The 14,042-nt window shown below is 71.5% G+C and carries 14 protein-coding genes; 2 read left to right on the forward strand and 12 right to left on the reverse strand.

The features are described 5' to 3' along the window. The first annotated feature begins 18 nt into the window (after positions 1-18). On the forward strand, positions 19-597 hold the full coding sequence (locus tag FHR77_RS06400; RefSeq protein WP_341777245.1) for a DUF3043 domain-containing protein: 579 nt from the start codon (positions 19-21) through the stop codon (positions 595-597). A 101-nt stretch (positions 598-698) separates the two neighbouring features. Here the strand turns inward: FHR77_RS06400 and FHR77_RS06405 are convergent, their stop codons facing one another. The 3 genes from FHR77_RS06405 to hisD are packed head-to-tail and all read right to left on the reverse strand — an operon-like array spanning position 699 to position 3,592. Then, the gene (locus FHR77_RS06405; RefSeq protein ID WP_167259249.1) at positions 699-1,742 is read right to left on the reverse strand and encodes a quinone-dependent dihydroorotate dehydrogenase; all 1,044 of its coding nucleotides are present in this window, start codon (positions 1,740-1,742) and stop codon (positions 699-701) included. Next, on the reverse strand, positions 1,739-2,221 hold the full coding sequence (gene nrdR / locus FHR77_RS06410; RefSeq protein WP_056055048.1) for a transcriptional regulator NrdR: 483 nt from the start codon (positions 2,219-2,221) through the stop codon (positions 1,739-1,741). The genes FHR77_RS06405 and nrdR overlap by 4 nt, the downstream gene beginning before the upstream one ends. A 60-nt stretch (positions 2,222-2,281) precedes the next feature. Beyond that, the gene (gene hisD, locus FHR77_RS06415; protein WP_167259250.1) at positions 2,282-3,592 is read right to left on the reverse strand and encodes a histidinol dehydrogenase; all 1,311 of its coding nucleotides are present in this window, start codon (positions 3,590-3,592) and stop codon (positions 2,282-2,284) included. 71 nt (positions 3,593-3,663) lie between these two features. Between hisD and FHR77_RS06420 the strand changes: the two genes are divergently transcribed. After that, entirely contained in the window at positions 3,664-4,182 is a 519-nt protein-coding gene (locus tag FHR77_RS06420) for a flavin reductase family protein (RefSeq protein ID WP_167259251.1), read from the forward strand. Between the two features lie 6 nt (positions 4,183-4,188). Here FHR77_RS06420 and dnaE read toward each other — a convergent pair whose 3' ends face one another. The 9 genes from dnaE to FHR77_RS15965 form a co-directional block, all read right to left on the reverse strand. Further along, complete coding sequence (gene dnaE / locus FHR77_RS06425; RefSeq protein WP_208380712.1) at positions 4,189-7,653, reverse strand: DNA polymerase III subunit alpha; 3,465 nt, start codon at positions 7,651-7,653, stop codon at positions 4,189-4,191. 98 nt (positions 7,654-7,751) lie between these two features. Continuing rightward, positions 7,752-8,675 carry an RluA family pseudouridine synthase gene (locus FHR77_RS06430; protein WP_167259253.1) on the reverse strand — a complete coding sequence of 308 codons (924 nt, stop codon included), beginning with the start codon at positions 8,673-8,675 and terminating at the stop codon, positions 7,752-7,754. Next, positions 8,672-9,292, reverse strand: a complete 621-nt coding sequence (lspA, locus tag FHR77_RS06435) for a signal peptidase II (protein WP_208380414.1) — start codon at positions 9,290-9,292, stop codon at positions 8,672-8,674. Before lspA ends, FHR77_RS06430 begins: the two co-directional genes overlap by 4 nt. A gap of 4 nt (positions 9,293-9,296) precedes the next feature. Next, positions 9,297-10,109 (reverse strand): DivIVA domain-containing protein, encoded by an 813-nt coding sequence (locus FHR77_RS06440; RefSeq protein ID WP_167259254.1) that lies wholly within the window; start codon positions 10,107-10,109, stop codon positions 9,297-9,299. A gap of 160 nt (positions 10,110-10,269) precedes the next feature. Continuing rightward, positions 10,270-10,560, reverse strand: a complete 291-nt coding sequence (locus FHR77_RS06445; RefSeq protein WP_056055064.1) for a YggT family protein — start codon at positions 10,558-10,560, stop codon at positions 10,270-10,272. Positions 10,561-10,639: 79 nt separating this feature from the next. Beyond that, complete coding sequence (locus FHR77_RS06450; protein ID WP_056055069.1) at positions 10,640-11,176, reverse strand: cell division protein SepF; 537 nt, start codon at positions 11,174-11,176, stop codon at positions 10,640-10,642. Between the two features lie 38 nt (positions 11,177-11,214). Further along, positions 11,215-11,913: a YggS family pyridoxal phosphate-dependent enzyme gene (locus tag FHR77_RS06455; protein WP_167259255.1), complete on the reverse strand. Its 699-nt coding sequence runs from the start codon at positions 11,911-11,913 to the stop codon at positions 11,215-11,217. Beyond that, a complete protein-coding gene (gene ftsZ, locus FHR77_RS06460) occupies positions 11,913-13,076 on the reverse strand; it encodes a cell division protein FtsZ (RefSeq protein ID WP_056055076.1) in 1,164 nt (387 codons plus the stop codon). Before ftsZ ends, FHR77_RS06455 begins: the two co-directional genes overlap by 1 nt. A gap of 137 nt (positions 13,077-13,213) precedes the next feature. Next, a complete protein-coding gene (locus tag FHR77_RS15965; RefSeq protein WP_341777246.1) occupies positions 13,214-13,930 on the reverse strand; it encodes a cell division protein FtsQ/DivIB in 717 nt (238 codons plus the stop codon). Positions 13,931-14,042: the final 112 nt, after the last annotated feature.

A 14,042-nucleotide genomic window follows, 5' to 3' on the forward strand; every position in this document is an offset into this window, starting at 1 on the left:
ACGAGACCCGAGGACACCGTGGCGAAGGCATCAGACAAGACCATCACGACGACGCAGGTCGCCGACCCCGAGTCGACGACGGCGGGCAAGGGCCGACCCACCCCGTCGCGTCGCGAGCGGGAGCAGGCCAACGTCCGCCCCCTCGTGGCGAAGGGCAAGGAGGCGCAGAAGGCCCAGCGGGCCCGCCTGGCCGAGCAGCGTGACCGGGCCCGGGTCGGCCTCGCCAACGGCGAGGAGAAGTTCCTCCCCGTGCGCGACAAGGGGCCGCAGCGCCGCTTCATCCGCGACTACGTCGACGCCCGGTACAGCGTCGGCGAGGCGATGATCCCGCTCATGGTGCTCGTCATCGTGATGAGCCTGGTCAACGTCACCGCCGTCCAGGCGGCCACCCTGTTCGTCCTCTGGGGCTTCTTCATCGTCGCGATCATCGACTGCCTCGTCGCCGGTCACCTGGTCACGAAGAAGCTGACGGCGAAGTTCGGCGCCGACGCCGTCCAGAAGGGCAACCGCTGGTACGCCGCGATGCGCTGCATGCAGCTCAAGCCCATGCGCCTGCCGAAGCCGCAGGTGAAGCGCCGGGAGTTCCCGGTCCTCTGAGACCCGCCCGCGCCTCCTCCGGGGGCGCCTGCACCACGACGACGCCCCGCTCCTCTCGAGGAGCGGGGCGTCGTCGTGTCGCCGGTACGGGCGCCCTGGCGTCAGCCTCGGCGTCGGAGCGCTCGGAGACCCCGGTTGACCTGGCGGGCCCAGAGCGGACCGCGGTACAGGAACGCCGTGTAGCCCTGCACGAGGGTCGCACCGGCCCGGAGGCGGTCGGCCACGTCGCGTGCCGTGCTGACGCCGCCGACCGAGATGACGCAGACCTCGGCGGGGAGAACCTCGCGGAGCAGGCGGAGGACCTCCAGGGACCGCGTCGCCAGGGGCGCCCCGGAGACTCCCCCGGCGCCCGCGGCCTCGACCACGGACGCCGGCGTCGTGAGCCCCTGGCGGGACAGGGTCGTGTTGGTGGCGATGACGCCGGCGAGCCCGAGCTCGGTGACGAGCCCGCCGATGCGACGGACGCCCTCGTCGTCGAGGTCAGGGGCGATCTTGACGAGGACCGGCGTCCGGCCCGCGGCGTCGCGCACGGCGCTGAGCAGCGGCGAGAGCCGGTCGAGCTCCTGGAGGCCGCGGAGGCCGGGCGTGTTCGGCGAGCTGACGTTCACGGCGAGGTAGTCGGCCAGGGGCGCGAGGAGGCGGGTGCTGACCAGGTAGTCGTCGACGGCGTCGTCGACGTCGACCACCCGGCTCTTGCCGATGTTGACGCCCACGATGGGGCGGACGGCGGCACGGCGGGCCCGCGTGAGCTCCTCGGCGGCCTGCTCCGCGCCTCCGTTGTTGAAGCCCATGCGGTTGACGACCGCCTCGTCGGGCACGAGGCGGAAGAGACGCGGGCGCTCGTTGCCGGGCTGTGCCTGCGCGGTGATCGTGCCGACCTCCACGTGGCCGAAGCCCAGGGCGCCGAGGCCGGCGATGCCCCGCGCGTCCTTGTCGAAGCCGGCCGCCACGCCGAACGGCGACGCGAACCGGAGCCCGAGCGCGTCGACGGCGAGCGAGGGGTGGGGAGCCGTGAGCCGCCGCACCACGGGGGCGAGGCCGAGGCGCGGCACCGCACGGATGACGCGGAAGGCGAGGTGGTGGGCGTCCTCCGGGTCCATGCGCGCGAACACCACGTCGAACAGGACCCGGTACGGCGTCCTCATTCGTCCACCGACCGGGCCGGACGCGGTCGCGAGGCGTGCTCGGACCGGAGCTGCGAGATCGACGCCTCGAAGTCGTCGAGGGAGTCGAACGCCTGGTAGACGCTCGCGAACCGGAGGTACGCGACCTCGTCGAGCTCGCGCAGCGGCGGCAGGATGGCGAGGCCGATGTCGTTCGCCTCGATCTGGGACGTGCCGGAGGCCCGCACGGCCTCTTCCACCTTCTGGGCCAGCAGGGCGAGGTCGCCGTCGGTCACCGGCCGCCCCTGGCAGGCCTTCCGCACGCCCGAGATGATCTTCTCCCGGCTGAAGGACTCGAGCACGCCGTTGCGCTTGACGACGTTCAGGCTCGCCGTCTCGGTGGTGCTGAACCGTCGACCGCAGTTCGGGCACTGGCGTCGGCGTCGGATCGAGGTGCCGTCGTCGCTCGTGCGCGAGTCGACGACGCGGGAATCGGGGTGGCGGCAGAAGGGGCAGAACATGGTGCCCTCAGCGTACTGGCAGCGGGGACGGCCGACGGCGGAGCGACGGCGGCGACGGCTCTAGGGCCGCGAGAGGCGCGCCGCGACGGCCTCGCCGTGCGCCGGCAGGAGCTCCGCCCGCGACAGGGCGACGAGCCGGTCGGCGACCTCGGCGAGGGCGTGCGGCTCGTACCGGACGATCTGCTGGGGCCGCAGGAACGTGTAGGCGCCGAGGCCCGACGAGAAGCGGGACTGACCGCTGGTCGGGAGGACGTGGTTCGAGCCCGCGAGGTAGTCGCCGAGGCTGACGGGGGTGCTCGCGCCGACGAAGACGGCCCCCGCGCTCGTGATGCGCGCTAGCACGGCGTCGTCGTCGGCCGTCTGGATCTCGAGGTGCTCGGGCCCGTACGCGTTGCTGAAGTCGGTCGCGACGGTCAGGTCGTCGACGAGGACGATGGCCGACTGGCGGCCGTCGAGGGCGGTCTGCACCCGGTCGGCGCTGAGCGTGCGCGGGACGAGGCGCTCGAGCTCCGCCACGACCGCGTCGGCCAGCTCGGGCGAGTCGGTCACGAGGACGGCGGACGCCACCTCGTCGTGCTCGGCCTGGCTGATGAGGTCGACCGCGACGAGCGTGGCGTCGGCGCTGGAGTCGGCGATCACGAGGATCTCGGTGGCGCCCGCGACCGCGTCGATCCCGACCTGCCCACGGACGTGCTGCTTGGCCGCCGCGACGAAGTTGTTGCCGGGCCCGGTGATGACCTGGACGGGCTCGAGGCCGATCTCGGGCACGCCGTAGGCGAGGGCCCCGACGGCGCCGGCCCCGCCGACGGCGTAGACCTCGTCGATGCCCAGGAGCCCGGCTGCCCCGAGGATGACGGGGTGCACCCCTCCCCCGTGCTCGCGCTGTGCGGGCGAGACCAGGGCGATCGACCGCACGCCGGCGACCTGGGCGGGGACGACGTTCATGACGACGCTCGACGGGTAGACGGCCTTGCCGCCGGGCACGTAGACCCCGGCACGGTCGACCGGCTGCCAGCGCTGCTCGATGACCGCGCCGTCGGCGGGGCGGGTGACGCTGCCGGACGGCACCTGGGCCCGGCTGGCCTCGGTCACGCGGACGATCGACTCCTCGAGGGCGGCGCGGACGAGCGGGTCGAGCGCGTCGACCGCGGCGCGGACAGCCTCGACGGGCACCCGCAGCTGCTCGGTGCGGACGCCGTCGAACCGCTGGGCCTGGTCGCGGAGCGCGGCGGCCCCCCGCTCGCGGACGTCGAGGACGAGCTGCGCGGCCGAGTCGGCGGCGGCGCCGACGTCGACGTGGGAGCGGGGCACGAGGGCGAGGAGGTCGGCGTGGGTAGGCTCGAGGCCCCGGAGGTCTGTGGTCTGGATCATGGCCCGACCAGCCTAGTCACCCGCGCACGGCGGTGGCCCGGCCCGGGCAGACCCGCAGGAGGACCTCCCCCATGACCGACCAGCCCGTCCCCGAGCCCCCCGTCTCGCACGACCTCGACGCCTTCAAGCAGGCGTTCCGTCGACACGCCGCCGGGGTGGCCATCGTCACCGCGCGCGACGCGGACGGCTCGCCCGTCGGCTTCACCGCGACGTCGCTGGCCTCCCTCGCCGCCGTGCCGCCCCTCGCGACCTTCAACATGGCGCGCACCGCGAGCTCCTGGCCCGCCGTCGCGGAGACCGACCACGTGATCGTCCACCTCCTGGGGCTGCGCAACCGTGACCTGGCGGCGAAGATGGCCGGCCCCGCCGCGGAGCGGTTCGTCGGCGACCACTGGGAGGAGGGCCCGCACGGGCTCCCCCTGCTCCGCGAGGTGACGGCCTGGATGTCGGGTCGCGTCGTCGAGCGCTTCCCCGTGGCCGCCAACGCCGTCGTCGTCGTCCAGGTGGAGCAGGGCGACGTCGGGGTGGACGACGACGCCCTGCTCTACCACGACCGCCGGTACCTGCGGCCGCTGCACCTGGACGAGTAGCCGGGGCTAGACCAGGCAGCCGGGGCCGAGGAGGCTCTTCAGCTCGCCGAAGAGGTCGGCGGTGACGTCGACCGGCATCGGGATCTCGAACATGCGGGCCAGGTCGCCCTTCACCAGGCGGAGGCGCACCTCGGTGGAGCCGGAGTGCCGACCGAGGACGGCCGCGAGCTCCGTCACGGTGTCGGTCGTGGCCCGGTGCTCGGGCATCTGCAGGACGAGCGGGCCCTGGTTCACGCCGACCCCGAGATCCGGTGAGAACATGCTCGCGGCGTGCATGTTCATGCCGTCGTCACGCACGCTCACGCGGCCCTTGAGCACGATGATCGAGTCGCCGACCAGCGACGGGCCGAACTCCTGGTACGTCTTGCCGAGGAACATCGCGGAGATCTCGCCGCCGAAGTCCTCGACGGTGATGATGCCGTACGGGTTGCCGGAGTTGCGGGCCACGCGGTGCTGGACGCTCGTGATGAGGCCCGCGATGGTCACGGTCTCGCCGTCGATCGTGGCGGGGTCGCTCGACAGCACGTCGGTGACGGTGGTGCTGGCGTGCTTGGCGAGCGGCAGCTCCAGGCCGGCTAGGGGGTGGTCCGAGACGTAGAGGCCGAGCATGTCGCGCTCGAAGGCGAGCTTGTCGCGCTTCGTCCACTCGGGGCGCTCCGGCACGTGCTGGACGTCCTGCGGCTCGTCCCACAGGGAGTCGAAGTCGAAGCCGACCTGGCCGTTCGCCTCGGCCCGCTTCTCGCTGACGGCGGCCTCGACCGCGGACTCGTGGATCTCCACGAGCGCGCGGCGGGTCGACCCGAGGCTGTCGAAGGCACCGGCCTTGACGAGGGACTCCACCGTGCGCTTGTTCGCGACGGGCAGCGGGACCTTGCGCAGGAAGTCGTGGAACGACGAGAAGGCCCCCTCCTTCTGGCGCGCCGCGATGACGTGGTCGACCACGTTGAAGCCGACGTTGCGGACGGCGCCCATGCCGAAGCGGATGTCGTCGCCGACGGCGGCGAAGAACCCGATCGACTCGTTGACGTCGGGCGGCAGCACCTTGATGCCCATGCGTCGGCACTCGTTGAGGTACAGGCCGAGCTTGTCGCGGGAGTCGCCGGTCGAGGTGAGCAGGGCGGCCATGTACTCGGCGGGGTAGTGCGCCTTGAGGTAGGCCGTCCAGTAGGAGACCACGCCGTAGGCCGCCGAGTGGGCCTTGTTGAAGGCGTAGTCGGAGAACGGCAGGAGGATGTCCCAGAGCATCTTCACGGCGTCGGGCGAGAAGCCGTTGTCGAACATGCCCTGCTCGAACCCGGCGTACTGCTTGTCGAGCTCCGACTTCTTCTTCTTGCCCATCGCGCGGCGGAGGATGTCCGCCTGGCCGAGGGAGAACCCGGCGACTTTCTGCGCGATCGCCATCACCTGCTCCTGGTAGATGATCAGGCCGTAGCTCGTCGAGAGGATCTCCTTCAGGGGCTCCTCGAGCTCGGGGTGGATCGGCGTGATCTCCTGAGCGCCGTTCTTGCGCAGGGCGTAGTTGGTGTGCGAGTTGGCACCCATGGGCCCCGGGCGGTACAGGGCGATGACGGCCGAGATGTCCTCGAAGTTGTCGGGCTTCATCAGCCGGAGGAGGCCCCGCATGGGGCCGCCGTCGAGCTGGAACACGCCGAGCGTGTCGCCGCGCCCCAGGAGGTCGTAGGCCGCCCGGTCGTCGAGCTCGAGATCCTCCAGGACGAGGTCGAAGCCGCGGTTCGTCTTGATGTTGTCGAGGGCGTCGTTGATGATCGTGAGGTTGCGGAGCCCCAGGAAGTCCATCTTGATCAGCCCGAGCGACTCACAGGCCGGGTAGTCGAACTGCGTGACGATCTGGCCGTCCTGCTCGCGCTTCATGATCGGGATGATGTCGATCAGCGGGTCGCTCGACATGATGACGCCCGCGGCGTGCACGCCCCACTGGCGCTTCAGGCCCTCGAGCCCGAGCGCGGTGTCGAAGACGGTGCGGGCCTCGGGGTCGGTCTCCACGACCGTGCGGATGTCGCCCGCCTCCTTGTAGCGGTCGTGCTGCTTGTCGAAGATCCCCGTGAGCGGGATGTCCTTGCCCATGACGGCGGGCGGCATCGCCTTCGTCAGCTTCTCGCCCATGCCGAAGGGGAAGCCGAGCACGCGACTGCTGTCTTTCAGGGCCTGCTTGGCCTTGATCGTGCCGTAGGTGACGATCTGAGCGACGCGCTCGTCGCCGTACTTCTCCGTCACGTACTGGATGACCTCGCCCCGGCGACGGTCGTCGAAGTCGACGTCGAAGTCGGGCATCGAGACGCGGTCCGGGTTGAGGAAGCGCTCGAAGATGAGGCCGTGACGGAGCGGGTCGAGGTCGGTGATGCGCATGGCGTACGCGGCCATCGAGCCGGCACCCGAACCGCGCCCGGGGCCCACCCGGATGCCGTTCTCCTTCGACCAGTTGATGAAGTCGGCGACGACGAGGAAGTACCCGGGGAAGCCCATGCCCGTGATGACGCCGATCTCGTACTCGGCCTGCTTGCGCACGTCGTCGGGGATGCCCGCGGGGTAGCGGTACACCAGGCCCTTCTCGACCTCCTTGATGAACCAGGTCTCTTCCGTCTCGCCCTCCGGGACGGGGTACCGCGGCATGTAGTTGGCCGAGGTGTTGAACTGGACGTCGCACCGCTCGGCGATGAGCAGGGTGTTGTCGCAGGCCTCCGGGTGGTCGCGGAAGAGGTGGCGCATCTGCTTCGCGGACTTCAGGTAGAACTCGTCGGCGTCGAACTTGAAGCGGTTGGGGTCGTTCAGCGTCGAGCCGGACTGGACGCACAGCAGCGCGGCGTGGCTGGTCGCGTCGTGCTCGTGCGTGTAGTGCAGGTCGTTCGTGGCGACGAGGGGCAGACCCAGGTCTTTCGCGAGGCGCAGCAGGTCGCCCATGATCTGCCGCTCGATGCCGAGGCCGTGGTCCATGATCTCGGCGAAGTAGTTCTCTCGGCCGAAGATGTCTCGGAAGTCGGCCGCGGCCTTCACCGCCTCGTCGTACTGGCCGAGGCGGAGGCGCGTCTGCACCTCGCCGCTCGGGCAGCCCGTCGTGGCGATGAGCCCCTCGGAGTACTGGGAGAGCAGCTCGCGGTCCATCCGCGGCTTGAAGTAGTAGCCCTCGAGCGACGCCCGGGACGACAGCCGGAACAGGTTGTGCATGCCGGTCGTGTTCTCGGAGAGCAACGTCATGTGCGTGTACGCACCGGCGCCGGAGACGTCGTCACGACCACCGTCGCCCCAGCGCACGCGCGTCTTGTCGCCGCGGTGCGTGCCGGGCGTGATGTAGGCCTCGGTGCCGATGATCGGCTTCACGCCCGCCTCGGTCGCGGTCTTCCAGAAGTCGTACGCCCCGAAGACGTTGCCGTGGTCAGTGACCGCGACGGCGGGCATGCCCTGGGCCGCGGCCTCCGTGATGAGCGGCTTGACCCTCGCCGCCCCGTCGAGCATCGAGTACTCGCTGTGCACGTGCAGATGGACGAATGAGTCTTCGTTCGAGGCCACTCGGCTCCCCGTCTCCTGGTGTTCCTGACTACTGGAGGAACAGCCTAACCGGCACGGAGGACATCGAGCGCGTGCTGCAGATCGGCCGGGTAGGTCGAGCGGTAGACCACGGGCTCACCGGTGCCGGGGTGCCGGAACCCGAGCTGGACGGCGTGCAGCCACTGCCGCGTGAGGCCGAGCTTGGCCGAGAGCGTCGGGTCGGCCCCGTAGGTGGCGTCGCCGACGCAGGGGTGCCGCTGCGCGGCCATGTGGACGCGGATCTGGTGCGTGCGACCGGTCTCGAGGTGGATCTCGAGGAGGGACGCGGAGGGGAAGGCCTCCACCGTCTCGTAGTGGGTGACCGACGGCTTGCCGTCGACGACGACGGCGAACTTCCAGTCCGACGACGGGTGACGCCCGATGGGCGCGTCGACGGTGCCGGTCAGGGGGTCGGGGTGCCCCTGCACGACCGCGTTGTAGATCTTCTCCACGGTGCGCTCACGGAACGCCTGCTTCAGCTCGGCGTAGGCGCGTTCGGTCTTCGCGACGACCATCAGCCCGCTCGTGCCGACGTCGAGGCGGTGGACGATGCCGGCGCGCTCGGCCGCGCCCGAGGTGGCCACGGTGAAGCCCGCGGCGGCGAGGCCGCCCAGCACGGTCGGCCCCGTCCAGCCCACGGACGGGTGCGCGGCGACGCCCACGGGCTTGTCGACGACGACGATCTCGTCGTCGTCGTGCACGATGCCGAGCCCGGGCACGTCGACCGGGACGACGGACGGCGCCTCCTTCGGGGCCCACGAGACCTCGAGCCATGCGCCGGCCTCGAGTCGGTCGGACTTGCCGACGGTGCGGCCGTCCACCTCGACGCCGCCGGTCGAGGCCACCTCGGCGGCGAACGTCCGGCTGAAGCCGAGCAGCTTGGCGAGGGCGGCGTCGACGCGCTCACCGGCGAGGCCGTCGGGGACGGGCAGGGACCGCTGCTCGCTCATCGGGGCTCCGTCGTCGGGGCGGCCGCGACGTCGGCGTCGCCCGGGGAGGCGGTGGCCTCGCCCTCGACGGCGCGGTCGTCGGTCTCGGCACGGCCCCGACGCGGCGTCCGGCTGCCGTCGAGCCCGACGCCGAGCAGCGTCAGGAGGACGAGGAGGCACATGCTGGAGACGATGAAGACGTCGGCGACGTTGAAGATCGCCGGCAGCAGCTTTGGGAAGTACAGGAAGTCGACGACGTGCCCCTGACCGAACGACGGCTCTCGGAGGAGCCGGTCGGTGAGGTTGCCGAGGGTGCCGCCGAGCAGCATCCCGAGCATGACGGCCCAGGCCACCGACCTGATCCGCTTGGCGAAGACGACGATGGCGACGACGACGGCCGAGGCCGCGAGGGAGAAGACCCACGTCGTGCCGCTGGCCAGGGAGAAGGCCGCTCCGGGGTTCTTGACGAACAGGAGCTGGAAGAAGGAGCCGAGCACGTCGACCGCACGGCCCTCGACGAGGTCACGCGTGACGAGGTGCTTCGTGCCCTGGTCGAGGGCGTAGGCCACGACAGCGACGAAGGCCAGCGCCGCGATGACGCGGACGCTGACCTTCGCAGCGGGATCTCGAGGTGCCAAGACCCTAGTTGGAGCCGAAGCCCTGCGCGCTGGCGGGCTGGGGCTCGGAGGCACCCTCACCGTCGAGCTCGTGCAGCTGGCCCTCGATGTAGCTCTTGAGCTTCTGGCGGTAGTCGCGCTCGAAGGTGCGGAGGTCGTCGATGCGACGCTCCAGGCCCGTGCGCTCCCCGTTCAGCTGCTCGAGCACCTCGCGGCGCTTGGTCTCGGCCTCGGCCACGACCTCGCGCGAGCGGGTCTCCGCGTCGGCGACGACCTCCCGCGAGCGGTTCTCGGCGTCGCCGACGAGCTCCGCGGAGCGCGCCTCGGCCTCGGCCACGACACGGGCGGCGGTCGACTGCCCCTCGGCGATGAGCGCGTCGCGCTTCTCCGCGCCTTCACGGACGTGCTCCTCGTGGAGGCGACGTGCCAGCTGGAGCAGGCTGTTCGTGCTCTCGGTCTCGTCGGCCGACGGGCCGGCGAAGGCCGGGACGGGCGTGACGGCGGCGGGAGCAGCGGCGACCGGGGCGACGGGCTCCGGCGCTGCCACCGGCTCCGCCTTCTCGAGGACCGGCTCCGGCGCGGACGCCGGCTCGGGCACCGATGCCGGGGCCGGAGCGCTGGCGACCGGGGCCGCGACGACTGCGTCGCGCTGACCGTCGCCGGCGGCGGACTCCGCCGAGGCGAGGCGCTGGCGCAGCTCGTCGTTCTCCGCGCCCAGGCGCCGGAGCTCGGCGACGACCTCGTCCAGGAAGTCGTCGACCTCGTCCTGGTCGTAGCCCTCGCGGAACTTGGTCGGCTGGAACCGCTTGTTGACTACGTCTTCCGGCGTCAAAGCCATTGCCGTCACCTCGTGAATCTGTTGGATCGTGTGATCGTGGTCTGGGTCGTGCACTACACCGTAGCGAACGATCGCCCGTCGGGACGGGGAGGGGCACCGAGGCCCCGCGGAGAGCCTACCCTCTCGGGCGGCGACGACGGGCGCCGCGCGCGGCGCCGTGTCAGATGCGGGCGAAGACGCCCATCAGGACGACGACCGCCAGCATGATGAGGCTCCAGCCGAAGTCGAGCGCCACCGAGCCGAGCCGGACCGGCGGCAGGACCTTGCGCACCGCCTTGATCGGCGGGTCGGTGACCGTGTAGGTCACCTCCGCCAGCACCAGGACGGCCCCCCGCGGCCGCCAGCCCCGGCTGAACGACTGGGCGAGGTCGAAGACGAACCTCGACCACATGAGCAGGAAGAAGACCAGGAGCGCGTAGTACACGATCGAGGAGATCAGGGAGACGATCATGGGTGTGTCATCAGCTCGCACGAGTCGGCGCGGCGGAGGCCGCGGGAGGGGGGGCGGACGGCGGCTCGGCCGCGCCCGGTCAGGACTGCGAGAAGAACGACGCCTCGATGTCGGACTCTACCTCAGCCTGCTCACCGCTCACGGCGATGTGGGCGGGCGACAGCAGGAACACCTTGTTGGTGACGCGCTCGATCTTGCCGAAGAGCCCCTGCGACAGTCCGCTGGCGAAGTCGACGAGGCGACGAGCGTCGGCCTCCGTCATCTGGGAGAGGTTGATGATCACGGGGATGCCGTCGCGGAAGCTCTCGGCGATCGCCTGGGCGTCCTTGTACTCGCGGGGGTGGACGGTGAGGATCTCGTTCATGTCGTGGGGCACCGTGTTCTTCGTGGTCGGGGTCGTGGCGCGGCGGAGCGGCGTCACGGGGGCGCGAGTGGGGGTCGGGGCGGAGGCGGCCGCCGGCACGGCGACGGGGGCGACGGGCGACGGCGCGGCGGCGGGCGCGGCCGAGCGTGCGGCAGGCTGGGCAGCGGCCTGCTGGGCGGGCTGCTCGTCGTACTCGAGCTCTTCGTCGGCGAGGCCCAGGTAGACCATCGTCTTGCGCAGGGGGTTGGCCATGGGGGTGTCCTCCGGATCGTGGATCGTCTAGACCGACATTAACCAGCGTCGGGCCGAGAACCCGTGATTGCCGTGCCGATGCGGAGGTGTGTCGCGCCCTCGGCGATCGCGTCGGCGAAGTCCTGCGACATGCCCGCCGAGATCTGGTCGGCGTCGGGCGCGACGGCCCGGACCCGCTCCGAGACGAGCCGGAGGCGCTCGAAGGCCGGGCGGGCCGGCTCGTCGAGCGGGGCGACGGCCATGACGCCCCGGAGCCGCAGGCCCGGGGTCGAGAGGACACGCTCGACGAGCGTGTCGACCTCCGTGACGGCGACGCCGCCACGGCCCGGGTCGTCCGTGAGGTTCACCTGCACGAAGCCGTCCACCCACGCCCCGTCGTCCGATCCGAGCGCGTCGACGACGCTGGCGCGGTCGAGGGAGTGGACCGCCGCGGCGTAGCGCCGAGCCTGCCGGGCCTTCTTCGACTGCAGCTGGCCGACGAAGTGCCAGCGGAGGCCCTCGAGGTCAGCCGTCTCCACCGACTTGGCCTGCGCCTCCTGGTGTCGGTTCTCCCCGACGTCACGGACGCCGAGCGCGTGGAGCTCGCGCACGAGCGACGCCGGGTGGAACTTCGTCACGACGATCGTCGTGACCGAGGCCGGGTCGCGCCCGGCCGCCCGGGCCGCGTCGGAGACGCCGGAGGCGACACGGGCGAGTCGCTCGCCCGTGTCGCCTCCGTCGTCGGGGAAGCCCGTCACTACTTCAGGAAGTCGGGGACGTCGAGGTCGTCGTCGCCGTCGTCGAAGGCCGGGTCGGAGGCGCGGGTCGCCGCGGGCTCCTCCGGTCGACGCCACGAGTGCGAGTCCGAGCCGGCACCGCTGTCCGCGATGGCCGACACGCCGGGCACAGCGGCGGACGAGGAGCCCTCCGACTCGACGAAGCTCGATCGACGCTCCTTCGACTTGGCCTGCGGCTCTCCGCCGTCGAAGCCCGCCGCGATGACCGTCACGCGGACCTCGTCGCCGAGGGTGTCGTCGATGACGGCGCCGAAGATGATGTTGGCCTCGGAGTGGACGGCCTCCTGCACCAGGCGAGCCGCGTCGTTGATCTCGAAGATGCCGAGGTTCGAGCCGCCCTGGATGGAGAGCAGCACGCCGTGCGCACCGTCGATGCTGGCCTCGAGCAGCGGCGAGGCGACGGCCAGCTCGGCCGCCTTGATGGCCCGGTCGGCACCGCGCGACGAGCCGATGCCCATCAGCGCGGAGCCCGCGCCCTGCATGACCGACTTGACGTCGGCGAAGTCGAGGTTGATCAGGCCGGGGGTGGTGATCAGGTCGGTGATGCCCTGGACGCCGGCGAGGAGGACCTGGTCGGCGGTGCCGAAGGCCTCCACCATCGAGATGCCCCGCTCGGAGATCTCGAGGAGGCGGTCGTTCGGGACGACGATGAGGGTGTCGACCTCGTCCTTCAGGGCTGCGACGCCGGCCTCGGCCTGCGCCTGACGACGCTTGCCCTCGAAGCCGAAGGGCTTCGTGACGACGCCGATCGTGAGCGCGCCGATCGACTTGGCGATCCGGGCCACGACGGGTGCGCCGCCGGTGCCCGTGCCGCCGCCCTCGCCGGCCGTGACGAAGACCATGTCGGCCCCGGCCAGGGCCTCCTCGATCTCCTCCGCGTGGTCCTCCGCCGCACGGCGGCCGACCTCGGGGTCGGCGCCGGCGCCGAGGCCGCGGGTCAGCTCGCGGCCGACGTCGAGCTTGACGTCGGCGTCGCTGAGCAGGAGCGCCTGGGCGTCGGTGTTGATGGCGATGAACTCGACTCCGCGGAGCCCGAGCTCGATCATGCGGTTGACGGCGTTGACGCCACCGCCGCCGACACCGACGACCTTGATCACGGCTAGGTAGTTGTGGTTCGTTGTCACGTCCGGGCCTCCGCTGGAACCTTAACTCTGTGATTGAAGGTCAAGGTTGTACATTGTATTCGAGTGGGTCAGTCACAAGGTATGGGTCGCGCCTCACCGCCGACCACTCCGAGACGGGCGTGTCGCGAAGGCCGGTCTCAGCGAGTGCGGATGATGCCGTTGTCGGGCGCCGAGACGTCGTACTCGACCGAGGCCGACGGGTCGCGCTCCGCCTGGTCGGCGACGAGGCCGGCGAGCACCTGCGCCTTCTTCTCCGAGTGCTCGGCGCTGCCCCAGACGACCTGCTCCCCCGAGGTCAGGGCGAGCGTGACGTCGTCGGCCGTCGACGCGGTGACCGTGTCGACGGTGGAGCGGAGCGTGAGGGGCAGGGCGAGGAGCACCTCCGCCGCCGACCGGAAGGCCGTGCCGTCGAGGGGCGCGCCGCCGACGTCGACCTGGGGCACGCCGTCCTGACGCCCGTCGAGGCGTTGAACGACGATCCCCGCGGGGTCGACGAGGTCGACGCCGTCGTCGGTCGCGACCGTGGCGATCGGCTGGCGCTCGGTCACGCGGATGACGAGGGTGTGGGGCGGGGCGGTCTCGGTGACGTAGCTCGCGATGAGCGGGAACTGCTCCAGCTCGCCGGTGATCCGGTCGAAGTCGACGAGGGCCAGGGGCGTCCCGAGCTGGTCGTCCACGGCGGCCGTCACGGCGCTGGCGTCCACGCGGCTCGTGCCCTCCACCCGGATCTCCTGCAGGGAGAGGAGCGGCGAGAAGACGGCCACGGTCACCGACGCCACGAGGACGACGACGACCGCGCCGACGGCGGTCCAGGTGGCCCGCCGATGGCGCGAACGGCGCGTGAAGCGACGCACCTCGGACTTCTCGACGCGGCGCCGCTGACGCGACGCACGCCGGGCCGCACGACGCGCCTCCGCGGCTCTCTCCCGGGCGGCGGCCGCCGTCGTGTCGGCCGGCCCGATGCGC

Source organism: Frigoribacterium endophyticum, assembly GCF_011759585.1.
Lineage (GTDB): Bacteria > Actinomycetota > Actinomycetes > Actinomycetales > Microbacteriaceae > Frigoribacterium > Frigoribacterium endophyticum.

Bases quoted from the DNA above. Each gene is read 5' to 3' on its own strand.
- FHR77_RS06405 (WP_167259249.1), bottom strand. From the start codon at position 1,742: ATGAGGACGCCGTACCGGGTCCTGTTCGACGTGGTGTTCGCGCGCATG.
- nrdR (WP_056055048.1), bottom strand. From the start codon at position 2,221: ATGTTCTGCCCCTTCTGCCGCCACCCCGATTCCCGCGTCGTCGACTCG.
- hisD (WP_167259250.1), bottom strand. From the start codon at position 3,592: ATGATCCAGACCACAGACCTCCGGGGCCTCGAGCCTACCCACGCCGAC.
- FHR77_RS06420 (WP_167259251.1), top strand. From the start codon at position 3,664: ATGACCGACCAGCCCGTCCCCGAGCCCCCCGTCTCGCACGACCTCGAC.
- dnaE (WP_208380712.1), bottom strand. From the start codon at position 7,653: ATGCTCGACGGGGCGGCGAGGGTCAAGCCGCTCATCACGGAGGCCGCG.
- FHR77_RS06430 (WP_167259253.1), bottom strand. From the start codon at position 8,675: ATGAGCGAGCAGCGGTCCCTGCCCGTCCCCGACGGCCTCGCCGGTGAG.
- FHR77_RS06440 (WP_167259254.1), bottom strand. From the start codon at position 10,109: ATGGCTTTGACGCCGGAAGACGTAGTCAACAAGCGGTTCCAGCCGACC.
- FHR77_RS06445 (WP_056055064.1), bottom strand. From the start codon at position 10,560: ATGATCGTCTCCCTGATCTCCTCGATCGTGTACTACGCGCTCCTGGTC.
- FHR77_RS06450 (WP_056055069.1), bottom strand. From the start codon at position 11,176: ATGGCCAACCCCCTGCGCAAGACGATGGTCTACCTGGGCCTCGCCGAC.